This window comes from Streptococcus sp. DTU_2020_1000888_1_SI_GRL_NUU_041A (assembly GCF_032387735.1).
Classification (GTDB): Bacteria; Bacillota; Bacilli; order Lactobacillales; family Streptococcaceae; genus Streptococcus; species Streptococcus sanguinis.
Genome location: NZ_CP135591.1, coordinates 199,059 through 213,380 on the forward strand (window position 1 = coordinate 199,059; position 14,322 = coordinate 213,380).

The 14,322-nt window shown below is 38.6% G+C and carries 24 protein-coding genes and 1 pseudogene; 8 read left to right on the forward strand and 17 right to left on the reverse strand.

What is annotated here, in order from left to right; genetic code table 11:
- Positions 1-142: 142 nt before the first annotated feature.
- Positions 143-592, forward strand: a complete 450-nt coding sequence (locus RSK81_RS01055; protein WP_125410571.1) for an 8-oxo-dGTP diphosphatase — start codon at positions 143-145, stop codon at positions 590-592.
- A 299-nt stretch (positions 593-891) separates the two neighbouring features.
- Here the strand turns inward: RSK81_RS01055 and RSK81_RS01060 are convergent, their stop codons facing one another.
- From RSK81_RS01060 to RSK81_RS01140, 17 genes and pseudogenes are all read right to left on the reverse strand, one after another.
- Complete coding sequence (locus tag RSK81_RS01060; protein ID WP_315687105.1) at positions 892-1,872, reverse strand: Abi family protein; 981 nt, start codon at positions 1,870-1,872, stop codon at positions 892-894.
- Between the two features lie 304 nt (positions 1,873-2,176).
- Entirely contained in the window at positions 2,177-2,578 is a 402-nt protein-coding gene (locus RSK81_RS01065; RefSeq protein ID WP_315687107.1) for a transcriptional regulator, read from the reverse strand.
- A gap of 24 nt (positions 2,579-2,602) precedes the next feature.
- The gene (locus RSK81_RS01070) at positions 2,603-3,106 is read right to left on the reverse strand and encodes a hypothetical protein (RefSeq protein WP_315687110.1); all 504 of its coding nucleotides are present in this window, start codon (positions 3,104-3,106) and stop codon (positions 2,603-2,605) included.
- 75 nt (positions 3,107-3,181) lie between these two features.
- A complete protein-coding gene (locus RSK81_RS01075) occupies positions 3,182-3,421 on the reverse strand; it encodes a hypothetical protein (protein WP_061589317.1) in 240 nt (79 codons plus the stop codon).
- Between the two features lie 5 nt (positions 3,422-3,426).
- The gene (locus tag RSK81_RS01080) at positions 3,427-4,023 is read right to left on the reverse strand and encodes a hypothetical protein (protein ID WP_315687112.1); all 597 of its coding nucleotides are present in this window, start codon (positions 4,021-4,023) and stop codon (positions 3,427-3,429) included.
- Between the two features lie 87 nt (positions 4,024-4,110).
- Positions 4,111-4,266 carry a DUF2292 domain-containing protein gene (locus RSK81_RS01085; protein ID WP_315687113.1) on the reverse strand — a complete coding sequence of 52 codons (156 nt, stop codon included), beginning with the start codon at positions 4,264-4,266 and terminating at the stop codon, positions 4,111-4,113.
- A 36-nt stretch (positions 4,267-4,302) separates the two neighbouring features.
- Positions 4,303-4,551: pseudogene (locus RSK81_RS01090) on the reverse strand (hypothetical protein); the annotation flags it as partial.
- Between the two features lie 13 nt (positions 4,552-4,564).
- Positions 4,565-5,110: a hypothetical protein gene (locus RSK81_RS01095; RefSeq protein WP_002913032.1), complete on the reverse strand. Its 546-nt coding sequence runs from the start codon at positions 5,108-5,110 to the stop codon at positions 4,565-4,567.
- 22 nt (positions 5,111-5,132) lie between these two features.
- Positions 5,133-5,855, reverse strand: coding sequence for an ATP-binding protein (locus tag RSK81_RS01100; RefSeq protein ID WP_315687116.1), 723 nt, complete (start codon positions 5,853-5,855; stop codon positions 5,133-5,135).
- Positions 5,856-5,866: 11 nt separating this feature from the next.
- Positions 5,867-6,688 carry a DnaD domain protein gene (locus RSK81_RS01105; protein WP_315687118.1) on the reverse strand — a complete coding sequence of 274 codons (822 nt, stop codon included), beginning with the start codon at positions 6,686-6,688 and terminating at the stop codon, positions 5,867-5,869.
- Complete coding sequence (locus RSK81_RS01110; protein ID WP_315687119.1) at positions 6,681-6,956, reverse strand: MerR family transcriptional regulator; 276 nt, start codon at positions 6,954-6,956, stop codon at positions 6,681-6,683. Before RSK81_RS01110 ends, RSK81_RS01105 begins: the two co-directional genes overlap by 8 nt.
- Positions 6,957-6,962: 6 nt before the next feature.
- On the reverse strand, positions 6,963-7,301 hold the full coding sequence (locus RSK81_RS01115; protein WP_061589313.1) for a hypothetical protein: 339 nt from the start codon (positions 7,299-7,301) through the stop codon (positions 6,963-6,965).
- Position 7,302: 1 nt separating this feature from the next.
- Complete coding sequence (locus RSK81_RS01120) at positions 7,303-7,554, reverse strand: hypothetical protein (RefSeq protein WP_315687120.1); 252 nt, start codon at positions 7,552-7,554, stop codon at positions 7,303-7,305.
- A 26-nt stretch (positions 7,555-7,580) separates the two neighbouring features.
- A complete protein-coding gene (locus tag RSK81_RS01125) occupies positions 7,581-7,715 on the reverse strand; it encodes a hypothetical protein (RefSeq protein WP_260425629.1) in 135 nt (44 codons plus the stop codon).
- A 13-nt stretch (positions 7,716-7,728) separates the two neighbouring features.
- On the reverse strand, positions 7,729-7,944 hold the full coding sequence (locus RSK81_RS01130) for a hypothetical protein (RefSeq protein ID WP_315687122.1): 216 nt from the start codon (positions 7,942-7,944) through the stop codon (positions 7,729-7,731).
- Between the two features lie 202 nt (positions 7,945-8,146).
- Positions 8,147-8,776: a Rha family transcriptional regulator gene (locus tag RSK81_RS01135; RefSeq protein WP_315687125.1), complete on the reverse strand. Its 630-nt coding sequence runs from the start codon at positions 8,774-8,776 to the stop codon at positions 8,147-8,149.
- Between the two features lie 14 nt (positions 8,777-8,790).
- Positions 8,791-8,988: a helix-turn-helix domain-containing protein gene (locus RSK81_RS01140; RefSeq protein WP_315687126.1), complete on the reverse strand. Its 198-nt coding sequence runs from the start codon at positions 8,986-8,988 to the stop codon at positions 8,791-8,793.
- Positions 8,989-9,138: 150 nt separating this feature from the next.
- On the opposite strand from RSK81_RS01140, the gene RSK81_RS01145 reads away from it, so the two are divergent.
- The 7 genes from RSK81_RS01145 (at position 9,139) to RSK81_RS01175 (ending at position 14,322) form a co-directional block, all read left to right on the forward strand.
- On the forward strand, positions 9,139-9,633 hold the full coding sequence (locus RSK81_RS01145) for a helix-turn-helix domain-containing protein (RefSeq protein ID WP_315687127.1): 495 nt from the start codon (positions 9,139-9,141) through the stop codon (positions 9,631-9,633).
- A gap of 113 nt (positions 9,634-9,746) precedes the next feature.
- Entirely contained in the window at positions 9,747-10,415 is a 669-nt protein-coding gene (locus RSK81_RS01150; RefSeq protein WP_315687128.1) for a Fic family protein, read from the forward strand.
- A gap of 100 nt (positions 10,416-10,515) precedes the next feature.
- The gene (locus RSK81_RS01155; RefSeq protein ID WP_315687129.1) at positions 10,516-11,250 is read left to right on the forward strand and encodes a hypothetical protein; all 735 of its coding nucleotides are present in this window, start codon (positions 10,516-10,518) and stop codon (positions 11,248-11,250) included.
- A 183-nt stretch (positions 11,251-11,433) separates the two neighbouring features.
- Positions 11,434-12,579 carry a tyrosine-type recombinase/integrase gene (locus RSK81_RS01160; protein WP_315687130.1) on the forward strand — a complete coding sequence of 382 codons (1,146 nt, stop codon included), beginning with the start codon at positions 11,434-11,436 and terminating at the stop codon, positions 12,577-12,579.
- A 94-nt stretch (positions 12,580-12,673) separates the two neighbouring features.
- Entirely contained in the window at positions 12,674-13,120 is a 447-nt protein-coding gene (locus RSK81_RS01165) for a dUTP diphosphatase (RefSeq protein WP_315687132.1), read from the forward strand.
- A 1-nt stretch (position 13,121) separates the two neighbouring features.
- A complete protein-coding gene (locus RSK81_RS01170) occupies positions 13,122-13,637 on the forward strand; it encodes a histidine phosphatase family protein (protein WP_315687135.1) in 516 nt (171 codons plus the stop codon).
- Between the two features lie 52 nt (positions 13,638-13,689).
- Complete coding sequence (locus RSK81_RS01175) at positions 13,690-14,322, forward strand: methyltransferase domain-containing protein (protein WP_315687137.1); 633 nt, start codon at positions 13,690-13,692, stop codon at positions 14,320-14,322.

The window sequence follows — 14,322 nt, forward strand, 5'->3', positions numbered from 1 at the left end:
ATCTCCCTATAAGAACCGCCCAATTGGCGGTTTTTTTGTTGAAAAGGCTGAGAAATCTAGATTTTCATCAATTTGATGTCTTTTATGTTATAATGAGTCACAAGTAGGCCGAGCGAATCGGTCGGTAGATGGAGGAGCAGAGATGTCAAGAGCGGAGCGAGTTATTTTAACAAATATGTGTATGGTTTATGATGAGGACCGCATTTTAGTACAAAATAAAGTAAATGATGATTGGACCGGCCTTTGCTTTCCAGGCGGCCATGTTGAAAATCATGATTCCTTTGTCAAATCAGTAATACGGGAAATCAAGGAGGAAACAGGTCTGACCATCTATGAGCCTAGGTTATGCGGTGTCAAGCAGTTTTATACCGAAAAGGATGAACGTTACGTCGTTTTTCTTTACAAAACCAATCGTTTTGAAGGAGAGCTGGTCTCGTCCGACGAAGGAGAAGTGTTCTGGATTAAACGCGAGGATCTTAATCACCACTCGCTGGCCTTGAGCTTTAAAGAAATGTATCAAGTTTTCACATCAGATTTGACGGAGCAGTTTACCTATCTGGATAATGGAGAGATCATCAGAAATCTATACTAGGGAGAACCGCCCAATTGGCGGTTTTTTTGCTTGTTCTTTGCGAATTTAGTATAATAGGGACAGCAAAAATAGAAAAGAGAAATGCATGAAAATTCGCGGAATATTCTTCTAGTTATTCTTACAGCCCTTTGTAAGCTATTAACCCTTGATTGTATAAGGTTTTAGAAGAAATTATATATCATACAAGGTATTTAATGCCCTCTCTTAGTCCACAAAAAGGTGAACAAAAAAAGCCCTAAAAAAGGGCGTGAAAATTATGAGTTCAGCAGGCAAGAAAATAGCACCTTTAGGGGTGCTATTTATCTAGTTCTTCTGCGTGGCACTGGTTTCCTAATCCACTTAGATTTAATCGACTTCATCGTACTAATGGATTTAAAACCATAATATTTGGCATTGTTATCGTCTCTGATAAGCTTATCTAGTGAATTAACGATATCCTGAAAATGATACTTAGGATTAATTTTATCCATCATATAACTAATTATAAGAAATGGTAATGCAATTCTATTTGAATAAACCCCTGGCTTTAATTCGTACAGATAATCTTTCCACTCATCCTTTAATTGAGGAACTGTTTTAAATTTAAAATCAATAATATTTGAATTATGGGCACAAATATTTCTAACTAGATTGATACACTTTAACCAAGATATTAACTCTGAATTCTCACAATCAAAAAAACTAGATATCTGACCAAGTTTCTTCACTGACATTAGTTCTAACATATTAACCATTTGACCGAACGTAAGGACATTTACGGCAAGCCAAATAGGCGGATATTTTGATTGATCAATTTTTAATTTTTCATCTATTTCAGAATTAGAAGATTTCCTTAACTCAATCAACAAATTTTTTTTGAATTTATTTTCACTATACCGAAGATAGTGCTTACAATACTCCTCTTTATTACACCAATTTGAGAAATTAAGATAGCCATAACTATTTAAATTACTCCTACCTAAAACATAAGCTATCTTTGTTTTTAACGCAACCTCAATATCTTCAATTGCGTGTAATAAGTTTAACCTCAAATTTTTATCTTGATAATATCTTGAAATAACAATTTCAAATTTAGTATTTTGGTAATCAATAATTTTCTGTGTACCATTCTTTCTTATCTTTGCAAATGGTTTAGCAAATTCTTTAATTTTATAGTAGGAAACCATTGACAAACTATTTATTGCCTTGCTCCTAGATGCGTCGTTCTCAAAACACATTGACCTTGATTCAAGGAGTGTTATTTGTTCTTCATAGCTTTTATGTTCAAAATGCTCAATCATAGTATTCTCACTTAACATTTTTATAAAAAAACCTCCCATCAGAACGTATCTGCGCATATGCGTGGGAGGCCATTGATATCTTTCATGATAATTATATTATATAAACTTCAAAAAAACAACTATTTTTATCATTTTTTTATATTTTTCATCAAGTTTAGTATGTTTTATCATAGATTAGCTAGATACTGCTACTTTGCTTTTTCTAGTAAAAATGTTGTATACTTTAAGTAAAGAGAATTGATTTCGTACCCCTTGTCCGTTTTCACGGTCGGCACTATAGTCAGTTCTCTTTTTTTATGCTCTGTTAATGCTCCCAAACTTGCAGCTCTCCGCCTCTATGTATCTCAGCAAAGTTAAGTACGCCCATTCGCTTATAAAGGTTGTATTGAGTTATACTATATCCCATCTTTTTGGCTTTCTCTGTTGCAAATCGTTTCCGAGATTCGGTGAATCTGCAGAAATTCTCAATAAAACACTGACGAGCTGTACAGTGTTCTATGGCGTTAATATCAGCAATACAAATAGTCAAAGTGTTTTCTATCTGCTCGGCAAACTTTCCCTTGATGTTATGAGGCTTTATAATCACTTTCCATGCCTTTTCATCTATGCTTATGAAGTTCCATGCCTGAGCCATTCGATAGGCTCTACCTAAAAGTTCCATACGCTCGGTTACGTTCTTTGTCGTCCTGCGCGTGTTTAATTTCAATATTCTCAACTCCTATTAGTTCAATCAATTATTTAAGCCATTCATCCAAAGACTATCACCTTTTCTAGTATAGTTCACAAACCTTTGATAGTGCTTATAATACCGTTGGCGTTTCATAAACTTAGGTCGTGCAGGAAAAGCATCAAACATATAGCCGCCACGTTTAGGACTCCAACCCGGCTCTACCTTTCTAGCTTCTCTCAATGCTCGCTCCCAGTAGTATTGGCAGTCTGTCTTGCTGCGGTTTAGGGTTTGCTTATGTACTTGTTGGCATGATCCGCAACCATAAAGTATAAGCTGCTTATAGAGTATTCTACACCGCCGGCCACAAAGAGGGCATAGAAAGAAGTAGCGGCTGCCCCCTTTAGTTCCAGGTATTTTAGTCAAATTAAAGTAATCTTTATCAAAGGTGATACATAAGTTTTCTAAGTCTATTTCTAGCTTTCTGCCGGCTAGTTCAGCTATACCATGGGAGATATTATTGATTTTCATAGGCTTTATAAATGTTTCTATTGCTAACTGCTTCATTATCTCCCCCTATATAGAAAAACCCAAAACTATTGACTTGATAACAAAAAGGGGATTGTTCCCCCTAACTCCATACTATAAGCCATGGCGGACTTTATCACGCAACTTATTATATAATTCTGGATCACTATTAAAAAGGTCAACACGCTCTGAGTAATTCATTTTCTTAAACTCTTTGACTTTTTCGTTAAAGTTGGCTTCTTCCTGTGAATTGACTAGTCTATCCAGTTTCTTGTTAATGTTTTCAATAAACTCTTTTTGATGTGCTTCTTCTTCAACCTCACGGATCGTTTCTTCTAATTTTTTATCAATCATATTTATTATTCTCCTTCAAAACTGTTAACACGATTCACAAAATACGCCAAATCATCTTTTGGATCTAAATAGCGGTGTTGATTGCCCATGTAACAAGCTATACCACTGTAGATATAAGGCTTACTTACTCCGCTATATTCTGGTGACGTATTCAGGCGGTCAAATAATTCTTCAATACCTGTTTCTCTTACTTCGTCTGCCAATCTTTTAGCAGTATTTTTGTAATTTTCGTTATAATTCGCGATCAATTCCAAAAGCTCAATAGATTTCTCTTTGATTTCTTGACGCTGACGCTTCACTGTTTCATCTTGCTCTAATGCTGTTTCTAAATAACCTGAGGCATTGATTTTTCTAGCGTCTGCTACGATTGAGTCAATCCGTTCTTTCTCAAGTTTTGTTCTTTGTTCTTTCATATCAGCAATATACTTTTCTTTTGCATTAATAGCTTGAAAATCTTCAAATGTTTGTACATCCGCTTTCTTGGATTTAATAGCCTTGACTTCTTTCTCTACTTTCTCAATTTCCTCATCAAAGCGATCAAAAATCTCTAATTGAGTCCGTACTTTGTCCATCTGGTTTTTTACTTCTTGCAATGTTGGCATTTCTTTTTCCTCCATCCTTTCCAAAAACAAAAGAGGCATAGCCAAAATAGATTACTCTACTTTATGCTATACCTCTGATTTTTTCAGTCAGTATTCTTTTTTATATTGTGTTGTTTCAGACTCCACGCTGGAGACAATCTCGCCATCTTGTATTTTTAGCGTTACGCTTCCAAACTTCGGGATCTCTAACAGTTTTATTCTACCATAATTTCTAAAATAAATAAAGCCTTCTTGTATTTCCATGTTTATCTTCTCCCGCTATCCCTTAAGCTCCTCCTCAGGTTGCTTGTAATAGTCTTTGAAGCTGTCACAAATACGCTTGAAAGTCTCGTTTAGCTTGTTATCCTCCACATACTCAGCTACTAGCATGCCTTTATCCTTGTAGGTTATTGAGATTACAGGCTGGCAATATGTTCCAGTCATATATCCCAGTAGCGCGCGACCTGCTGTTTGGGCTGTCTGACAGTCTGCGAAAGAGTGAGTAAATGTAAATGTTTTTGCTTTCTCTGAAATAGTTTTTAGTGTCATTTTGTCTGTCTCCTTATTTCTTCAGTTCTTCAAATTGAACGAAATCAAGTACATCTTTTATTCCTGCAATAGATCTGCCGCGATAACTATCAAGAGGCGGGGATGGGATAGATGGAGTGTTCATAATGTCATAGGTCAGGAGTCTTGTCATTTCATCAAACTGATTATAAATTTCTCCTGATTTTGCTGATAGTTCACGTAATGAATTGTACAGCGGTTTAGCCTTTTCAATCAGCTTCTCACTCTCTTCTCTTGCTGCGGCATGAATCCTATCTTGATATTCTTTGCATTCTTCGGATGTGATTTCCTGAGTAGACTCCAATTTCTTGAGTTTATCATTAAGAAGCTTCTGAGTCTGCTTTAAGTGCCACTGTTCCTCTGTTTTTTCAGACAAGATTTTATAGTCAGTTTTTCTTTCTGCTTCTTCCTTCTCTGCTTCCTTTTCCTTTATGTCTTTAGATAGCGACTCTATTTGCTGGCGCAATCTATCGCATTCTTGGTTTTTGTTTGCAACAATCGCTGTCAATTCAGCTTTGATTTGATTTAGTGTTTCAGTCATTTCTTTGTCTCCGTTTCTTTGATTAAAAATTCCTCTTCATGCGTTTGTCTGTGATACCGGCCATAGTGAATACATTCCCCTCTGACCGTTTGCCAATCCGACTGACTAGCTTAGGATTGTAGATTTGTGCTAGCTCTTTACCAGTATGATTTGTGTTGATGATTGTTGTTTCTCGCTTGTCAAAGATTTTGAAAAGAAAAGTCTGCACCCAGTTATTAGCTTCTCGTTTTTGAGAAGTCATGGCGCTTTCTGTTCCTAAGTCATCAATGAAAAGATAGTCAACAGAAGTAAGCAGCTTAACAGCATCATCTTCTGTAAAGTCGCTTATTTTATCTTGCCATCCTGACTGTATGCGTGTGACTATCTCAGCAATGCTGACAAATAACACGCGCTTAGAATCCTCTTTGCTATGGTAGCCCTCGTTGATTGCTCGAGCAAGGGAGTAGCACAAGTGGCTTTTGCCTACTCCTGGCGGGCCAGTAATGATAGTATTTCCTCGCATACCGTCTAAGTATTGTTTGGCTTGTTTTATGGCAAAATCTTTTGCTGCTTTCTCTTTTGGAGTCTCAGCTTTGAAATTCTCAAAAGTGGCATTCAAAATTTCATTTGTCACCGTACTATCTCTTTCAAATACTCGATAGGCTTCGAGATTGGCATTGCGTCGTATAGTAGCTATTAGGTTTTGATTGTCTGGTTCCATAAAATCAAGTTCAAAATCCTCTTTGCTGTGGTTTAATGATTCCATTTTTTCACCTCTTAGCCTAGATTTCCACCAAATGGATCAGTAATGCTTGCTGTTTTCTGCGCGTGTCCTTTATCAGCTATATAGCGCTGTTGTTCTTCGTCTTGCTGTGCAACGGTCTTTATACCGTTTTGAGTCCAGTTCTTCAAGATAGTATTGACATAACCAAAGGAGCGTTTACCATTGTCAGCAGCTTTATCAATAGCTAGTTTAATTAAATCTAGTTCTAGCTTATCTTGCGTGTGGTAGTCCATTAGTTGTTGATATTGTACTCCGTCAATAACTCCAATTCTAGATTGATAATATTTAGAGATTTCAGCAGAAGCAGATATTTTTTCTCTATCTCTTTCTTCTGACTCTAACTCTATCTCTTTCTCTATATCTATCTCTTTCTCTATCTCTGTCTTACACGTAGTTAACGTTGTAAGATTTTCGGATAACATTGTAAGATTGTTCTTCTTTTCTTTCTGTTCTTTACGGTATTGTCGCATATAGGCAGCTTGGTTAGTTTCCTGTTGTACCAAGGCTTTAGCCTGTGCCATCTCTGCATTGCTATCACTATCAACTTGAATAAGTCCGCACTGTGTGAAATAGCTAAGCGTCATCCGTATATCATCTTCTGACACATCAAGTTTTAAGGCTAATTCTTCCGCAAGATCGTTGAAGTATCCCTCATAATATAAAATACAGTCACTTTCTAAGCTTTCAAGCATTAAACGGATATAAATAACCGTCATAGTATAGCCGCCGGCTATGTTTTTAAGCTTTTTAATAAAAATATTATCAAAAAACTTTTTATCGACTTTTAGCCAAAAATATACTTTTGTTTTAGCCATGTTCCACCCCCAAAAATATTAGAATATCGCTTACTCTGTAAAAGACTTTTCGTGTGTCCTCTACTGGTGGCTGATAGCGTCTCAATCCGGCACGCTCCCAGCGCTGCAGTGTCCGGGCTGTGATACCTAGTTCCTCTTTAATCTGTCGGGGTGTCATTAGTCCTAGCTGTCTAGGTGTGGGCTGTTTACTGACTTTTAGAAAGTCAGCAACTAACTTTAGAATGCCCTGATTTAAGCTATTTTCGCTTTCTTTACTCAGACTGAACAATAACTATTACCCCCTATTCAGAAAGGCCTTATAGCTCTCTAAATCGGCATTTAAGAGCACGTTAAGGCGGACTTGTTCTTTTTGTACTTGGTTTTTCAAAGGTTTGACCCCGTTTATCAGTTCTGCCTTACTGGCTGGGATATAGTAGCCACTGTGAGGGATAAGACGAGCTCCGATAATCGGAATCTTGTATCGAGTTATTAAGTGACTGATAATCTCTTGGACGGCTCGCTTTTCGATTTTCAAAATTTTAGCAATCTCAGCGCCTGTAATGGCATTCTCACCCCCAACCTTGATTAGATTGAGAACTCGCTTATAATTCTCTGGCATAGTTGTCTGTGTCATTTCACACCTCGCTTTTATTTTGTTTCAGGTTTTCAATTTCCTTAGCCATTCTGTGGATGGTTTTCTGTTGCTCTTCCAAAATTCCAATGATTCTGCCTATATCGGCATTAGTCCTAACAGCAAACTCACAAACCATACTGCTGAATGATTCATCATTCTTGGACTTTGTTTGGCTCTTTTTCTGTTCTTGTAGCTCTTTCATATACTCAGAGAAACTGAGAATATTGTTGTTTGGTTCGAATTTATCGGCCATTTTCTTGTTCCTCGCTTTTATAGTGCTTATTTTCCGCATTGTTGGATAAGTGATTGTTTTTCTTCTTCGCTAACTGTATCAGCTACAAAAAGCACGTCTAGTTCTTTAACGTAAAATGCGTTACGATTTAGTTTGTTGTGGTCAAAGATTGAGATTTCCATGTTCTTGTCTCCTTTAGTTGTACTTGCGTCCGGCAAGTTGAATATAAGCCCCGTATTCGGGGTTTAGTTCCTCGGTGGTATATTCTACCGTCTGAGTGTTTTTCGTCGCTCTGAGGGGCGCTGGTGAGCTCTGAGAGCCTTTTAGATGCCATAGCTTCCAGATTAGGAAAAGCAAAAGCAATACAAAGACGATTGCTTGCCCTGGCGTCATGTCAATTTCTTGGATCATAGCTTTATCCTTTTTGAATTGTTTGGCAGTTAGAGATGCCTGCTCTCTGCGGTAGCATTTTTCAATAGCCTATGTTATAATTTAGCTATAAAATCTTTACTAAAACCCTTTTAATAACAGCTTGCCTGCTTGTTAATTTGTTTTGGTGATAGTGTTGAAAGCCTTGCTGATTTGGTCGTCTGTTAAGGCTTTTTTGTTGCTCTCACGCGCCTTGTGGTGCGTTTTCTTTTGGTCTGAATACCATAGACTTGATATCCTGATAGCTCATGTTTAAGCCAATCATGGCGATAGCCATATCTTCCAAAGCTTGGTATCTGACTAGATCGGTACTGGTTAAGCTGTCAATACCTGTAAGACCGCCACGCGCTTCCACTAGTTGCTTTTTATTCATTCCACTAGCGCCTTTGAGCAGTAGATTGTTTATTGTACTGTGAGGATGCTTAGGAGCGACTGGCCATGTCTCTATACTATCGTGTAAGGTTTTTCGTTTAGGCTTTTCTAAAGCACGCTGCAGCTTGAACTTTGCTAGCTCGTCCCGCATTTCAAAGAATGCTTTGACTAGGTTTGTCTTGAACTCAACAACTTGCGGTGTGTTCTCTAAGTAAGTGATTAGTAGTGTAGCTTGTTGCTCATTTAAACGATAGACCTTTTTAGGTCGTCCTTTTCCGTCTAATTTATGGATTTCAAATCCATAAAATCCAAACGCCGTAAATCGCTCTTTGTGATTTCTTAGTAGGCGTGTTACAGTGTGGTGTTGTACCTCAGCACATTCAGCGATTATCTCGCTTGTAGTGTACGGCTCTTTCTTACCGTCCATGTAGACTAGGTTCATGATTTCCCTCCTGACTATTCCTCTGGTGTTAGTAGTTCGTCAAGTGTAACTCCTAGATAGTTAGCGACCTTTTGTAAAGTTTCTATATCTGGGCGTTTAGTACGTTCATAGTACAAGGCAGTCAGGGCACTTTTAGATAACCCTGTCGCCTTTGCAACGTGTGAAACCTTTTCGCGCTTTTTGGCCAGCAATACACGCATGTTATTTTGCATTGTAGTTCCTCCGTGTTTTTATCTAATAGCACCTTTTCTCGGTGCATAATGGTATAATAGCACTTTATTTTTTCGTTGTCAAGCGTTATTTATGTTGTGTTGTACTTTTTTTCGGTGCTATGATATAATGCTTAAGAAAGGTACACTATTATGAATAGAATAAAAGAAATACGACAAAAAGAAGGCTTATCACAACAAGCGCTAGCGAAAAAAATCGGAGTGTCTTATCGAACCATTCAAAACTGGGAAAATGGTGTAAACCAAATCAAACTAGATAAAGCCCAGCAACTAGCTAACTTCTTCAGGGTTGGTGTTGGTTATTTGCTTGGTTACAATGATGAAGAAAAAGAAAAACAAATAACTAAAGCCAAAAAAGCTATTATCAAAGAAATTCAAGATCTTTCCGATTATGCCAAAAACAACGATATTGCAGAGCAAATAGATAACGTTATCCAAAACGAGGGGCTAGGAGAGTTTCTTTACAACTTAAAAAATGTATTTTTTCAGATTGAAAGCAAAAAGGAATATTCTGATGCTGAAAAAGAAGCTCTAAACCGATTAGACCATGAAATTTTAGCGTTTATTGATATGTTGTTTGAGAAACGTTTGCTTATTCAAAAACACTTAAATGATCTAAAATACTGAGGAACACTTTAGCAACTAACCCACGCGCCACAATATCAACAATAATGCGCGTGATTTCTAAAACTTAAACAAGTCAGCTATATCAAACACACTAAAGACAGAAAGGAAACTAAATGACCTATAAACAAGATTATCTGGATGATATTCTGATCCGTATGGCCTATCATTCCAGTGGGATTGAGGGGAATACTATATCTCTTCCCGAAACGGTCAGCATCATCTTAGAAAGCACCCTGCCAGGGAAGCACAAGAGTATTAGAGAGTTCTACGAGATAGAGAACCACAAGCAGGCTTTTTCTTTGTTGCTAGATTGCTTGGCTAATAACGCTCCTTTGACTGTAGGGCTGGTGCAAGATTTCCATGCGCTATTGACAGACCGCCTGCAGCACGATAGAGGGCAGTTTAAAGCTGTTCAGAATGCTATCATAGGGGCTGAATTTAAGACAGCTTCACCAGAGGAAACGCCTTTTTTGATGACTCAATGGGCGGACAATACAGCTTATAGACTAGATGCGGCAAAGAGTGAGCGTGAGATAGTAGAAATACTGGCTGATACTCATATCCAGTTCGAGCGTATTCACCCTTTTAGTGATGGGAATGGGCGTACTGGCCGCTTGGTTCTGATGTACTTAGCCATGAAGTACCTAGGTTCTCCGGTCATTATCAGTAAGGATGACAGGGCGGAGTATATGGAGCTTTTAGCCAATCAAAATATCCAAGGGCTGGCCAACTTATTGCAGCAGTCACTAGATGACGAAAGGGAGAGAATGAGCCAGTTTTAGCGCTGGACTACTTTTGTACAAAATAATTAAAACAACCACCGACGAAGTCATGATACAAGAAGAGTATCTGAAATTCGTTGATGGGCATTAGGAGGTTATTATGGGATTTTTTAGCGCACTGTTTGGTAAACGGGATAAGATAGCACCCAGCAGTTATAGTATTAGGGGAATAGACTATTACACTCCAGAGTATTATAGACTTTTGAGCAGCGACCCTGATATTTCTAAAATATACGGCCGAGATCATACTTTCCCAAATTATAGTGATACTTATGTTACTGATGAAAATTTTAAACTTAGAGAACTGCTTTTGTTAGTCTGGTGGGGAAAACCAAAGAACGGAAGAAAATCGACTGTCTCTATTCCAAAGTATTTCTTTTCTGACTATAATTTAAACGCAGAGAAACTAACTCGCATTTTCAAGTCAAAAGGTCTAATTGCTGATGTAGGAGATAGAACCTTACTGACAGAAAAAGGACAAGAGTTATATGAGAAGTACAAAGCGTTGTGGGAAATTCATTCTGTGAAACAGTATCCGACCAATCTTGATATTGACTTTCCAAATTGGAATAAAGAGCATTTTGAATTGGAACTGTACCGGATGGAATTGAAATATTACAAAGCGCACGCTAAATACTGCAAGAAAATGATTGACTTTTTCAATTCATTCAACGCCCCTGCTTCTGCACAAGAAATCCAAAACGAGATTAACTACTATGTGAATGACAGGAATAGCGACCTTTCCAAAGTCAATGACTATCAAGAGAAAATTGCCATAATGGAAGAAAGAATAAACGATAAAAAAGACAAGCTCGAAATCTTATCAGGAGAATAGCACTATATCTTAAAACTCAATATAACCTCTTTTAAGCCCCTTGTTTTTATCTCTGGTATATTTTATTGACCGACCTTTTAAAATCGAATAAAGAGGCTGTATCGTAGCTTCTCGCATGATATAAACCTAATTCAATCTAAAACCTTTTTAATAATAGCTTGCCTGCTGATGGAAAGGTATATCATGAAAATAGTAGAAGTCAAAAAGAAAGACGGTAGCAAAGTGTACCGAGCAAGTGTTTATCTGGGAGTGGATCAGGTAACAGGTAAGAAAGTAAAGACTAGTATCACTGGACGGACAAGAAAAGAGGTTAAGAGCAAAGCCCAGCACGCGCAGTTTGATTTTAAAACTCATGGATCGAGAGTCAAAAAGACGGTACAGGTTAAGACCTACAAAGAGCTTGCTGCCCTATGGCTAGAAAGTCACAAGCTTACAGTTAGACCGCAAACTTTTGCAGTAACTAGGAGACAAGTTAATCATCATCTTATCCCTGAGTTTGGGAGTATGAAGATAGACAAGATAACGCCTAGCAGCATTCAGGAGTTTATAAACGAGCTAGCTCCTAAACTTGTAAATTTTAAGGAGATTAACTCAATTAACAGAAGAATACTGCAGCATGGAGTAACTTTGCAACTGTTGACCTCTAACCCTGCGCGTGATGTGATTCTGCCTAAGAAGCAAAAGAAAGGCAGAGAAGCTGTTAAGTTCATAGAGCCAGATAACTTAAAGGCGTTTATCGATTACGCTGAAAAGCTATCTACAAAGAGCTATAAGCATTATTACCGCTTTGTGGTCTTTAAGTTACTACTGGCCACAGGCTGCCGCATTGGAGAGTTGGCGGCCCTGGAATGGTCGGATATTGACCTAAAGGAAAAGACAATCACAATCAGTAAAACCTACAGCCAAGAAATTCGGATGATAGGGGAAACAAAGACAAAAGCAGGTACTCGAAAGATAAGCATAGATTCCAAAACTGCGCTGATGCTGAGGCAGTACCAGAATCGTCAGCGCCTAATGTTCTTAGAAGTTGGGGCTCAAGCTCCGTCTGTTGTCTTTGCCACTACGGTTAGAGAGTATCTGCCAAGGCATTCTCTCCAACAGATTATTGATAAGCGTTGCGAGACATTAGGCATCCCACGTTTCACTTGTCACGCTTTCCGCCATACTCACGCTAGTTTATTGCTTAATGCTGGTATCAGCTACAAGGAGTTGCAATATAGGTTAGGACATTCTAATATATCCATGACCTTAGATGTGTATAGTCACCTCTCCAAGGACAAAGAGAAAGAAGCTGTTTCATATTATGAAAAAGCTATAAATAGTCTATAAGTCCACAAAAAGGTGAACAATTTTATAAAACAACTTATTTACAAGGGTTATAAACCTTATTAAATCAACGTTTGAAAGGATAATAAAAGAAAATATGACGAAAATCCGCGGATTCGAGCTGGTTTCCAGCTTTACAAATGAAGATTTATTGCCAAAGAGAGAGACAGCTCACGCAGCTGGCTACGACTTGAAAGTGGCAGAGCGCACCCTCATTGCGCCAGGGGAGATTAAGCTGGTTCCGACTGGTGTCAAGGCCTATATGCAGCCGAGCGAGGTGCTTTATCTTTACGATCGCTCGTCCAATCCTCGTAAAAAAGGCCTAGTCTTGATTAACTCCGTTGGGGTTATTGATGGCGACTACTATAGCAATCCTGGAAACGAAGGCCATATCTTTGCCCAAATGAAGAATATCACGGATCAGGAAGTCGTCCTTGAAGTTGGCGAACGTGTAGTGCAGGCTGTCTTTGCACCATTTCTGATTGCTGATGGAGATGAAGCGGAAGGTGTGCGGACCGGTGGATTTGGGTCGACAGGACATTAGTATGAAAATCATTTTTATCCGTCACGGAGAGCCAGATTATTCACTTTTGGAAGAGGCCGGCTATACTGGATTTAGACTAGATTTGGCACCCTTGTCGGCTGCTGGTCGTCGGATGGCGACAGAGGCCGCTGCTAATCCTTTGCTGGAACAGGCGGAAATTCTGATTTCCTCTTCTGTGACGCGGGCTTTGGAGACGGCCTCCTATCTGATTCGAGACCGCCAACTACCGCTTTTTGTGGAACCTTTTCTGCATGAATGGCAGGTATATGAGAGTGGGACAGAAAAGTTTGAGCAGGCTCGGAAGTTATTTTTTGAGAATAATGGTTCTCTTCCTGCAGGAAGTCCTGTCCGGTATGAAACGGCTGAGCAGATGAAAGCCCGCTTTTTCAGTGCCTTAAGCAAATACAGAGACTACGAGACGGTAGCTCTTGTAGCCCATCGCATGCTCATCCGCCAGTTTGTAGCTGATCAGCAGATTGATTTTTGCCAGTTTGTTGAATGTGAACTGAAGTTTTAATGTTTCGTTGTAAAAAGAATCTTAATAAAAGGATTTTGAGATAGAAGAAAATATGAAAGAATTTAAGAACAAGGACTATGCAACAGAAATTCGTCAGAAAATTCCAGGCTATGATGTGATGCTAGATGTGATTTTCCGAGGAGTATTGCTTAGGTTAGCACCCAGTTTAAAAGTCGATAAGGTGTTAGCTTTGGCAAGCCAGACGGATGAGCTGAATGGTTTGGCATCCTTATTTCCTAAGGCCGGATTGACGGTAGTAGAGCCAAGTGAGGCGATGCTACAAGAGCTTAAAAGACAGGCTCATCTGCCTCAAGCGGAGTATCTTAATAGTCGGTTTGAAGAAGCAGTGCTGCCTTCTGCTTATCAGATTTGTTCTTGCTTGCTAGTATTGCAGTTTGTTGAAAATCCCAGCTTATTTCTTCGAAAAATTTATGATTCTTTAAGTGAAGATGGCCTTCTGATTCTTAGCTTTTTTTCCAACCAGCAACTGGGCTATTGGAAAACACTTGCTTCAGAGCTAGGAGCTAATCAGCAACAAGTTCAGCGTACTTATGAGAATCAAGCTGGTGTGATGAATTCCCTCTCGCCTCAAGAAGTTGCAGACATGCTGGAAGAGGCTGGCTTTACTAATATAGAGCAGGTGTGTCAGATCTTATCTACTTTTGTTTGGATTATTAGAAAATAA